1 pseudogene is annotated in these 1,318 nt (G+C 74.8%); it reads right to left on the reverse strand.

The features are described 5' to 3' along the window. A pseudogene (locus G3I65_RS36980) lies at positions 1-1,318 on the reverse strand (DNA repair ATPase); the annotation flags it as partial.

Consider the following 1,318-nt stretch of genomic DNA (forward strand, 5'->3'; position numbering starts at 1 on the left):
CAGCAGCCCGGCCGCGGACCGCAGGCGCAGCAGGGCCGCCAGGATCGCGGCCGCGTCGTGGTCGTGCACGCCGCGCGCGTACCCCTCGTCGTACCGGCCCGCGGCGGTCTCGCGCACGACGTCGAGCAGGTCGGCTTCGACCAGCGCCGCGGCCGGCCGTTCGGCGAGGATCGACGTCGCCAGGTACTCGGCCCGGTACACCTCCGGCGACTCCGACACGAGCAGCTGGTCCCAGTACGGCCGCGTCGCCTCGAACGCCTCGTCGCGCACCGGCGCCCGGTAGTCGGTACCGGTGATCGCGAACCGCATCGAGCCGTCGTGCGGGACCAGCGTCAGGTCGATGTCCTGCGTGTTGACGGCGAAGGTGTGGCGGCCGAGGCGGATGGTCTCGCCGCCCTCGCCGTAGAGGTCCAGCCGGTCGCGCAGGGCCCGGCCGGCCTCCTGGCGAGCGGCCTTCACCCGGCCTTCGAGCTCCTCGGCGCGGACCTGGTCGCCCAGTTCCCGCAGCTCTGCGACGACCCCGCGCAGCTTCGCGACCATCGGGTCGGCCGCGAAGTAGGTGTTGATCTCCTCGGCGGAGGCGAGCGAGCCGACCCGGCGCGTCACGCTGCCGAGGATCCGCTCGGCCGAGCCGGCCAGCCGGTCCGCCCGGCGCGCCCGCTCGTCGAGCAACGACTGCTTGCGGGAGGAGAAGGCCTCGTAGACGTCGGTGCGCTTCTCCCCGAGCGCGGTCAGGAAGTCGTCGAACTCCCCGAACCGGGACTCGAGGTTCTCCAGCTGCAGCAGCAGCCGGCCGAGCTGCTCGTCACAGCGCTCCGGGGTGTCGGCGACCGCGAGCCCGGCCGTGACGGCCTGGGCGAGCAGCGCGAACTCGGCGGCGAACTCGGCCCGGCCCTCGGCCGCGAGCAGCTCCCGGCGGCGCGCGTCGAGCGTGGCCCGTGCGCGGTTGAGGGCGCCGGTCACCTCGCCGACGCGCTCGAGGATCTTGGTGCGCACGACGGCGTCGGCGATGTCGAGCCCGCCTACGACGTCGGTGAGGACCGCCAGGCCGGCGGACTGCTCGTCGAGCCGCTCGGCGACCGGCGTGGCCTCGGCGACCGTCGTGATCGCGCCCGCCGCGGTGATCAACGCGGCCACCTCGGCGTGGTAGCCGGTGAACGCGTCCTCCCCCTGGAGGAACCGCACCGCCCGCTGCGCCGTTTCGGCAAACGCCGTGTCCAGCTCGCCGACCAGCCCGTCCACGCGGGCGGTGTCGGCGTAGCGCAGCTCGCGCACGGTCACCAGGCGCCCGCGGGCCCGGTGCAGTTCGGCGAGGCGG

It is taken from the genome of Amycolatopsis sp. SID8362 (genome assembly GCF_010550475.1).
In the GTDB taxonomy this organism is placed as follows: domain Bacteria; phylum Actinomycetota; class Actinomycetes; order Mycobacteriales; family Pseudonocardiaceae; genus Amycolatopsis; species Amycolatopsis eburnea.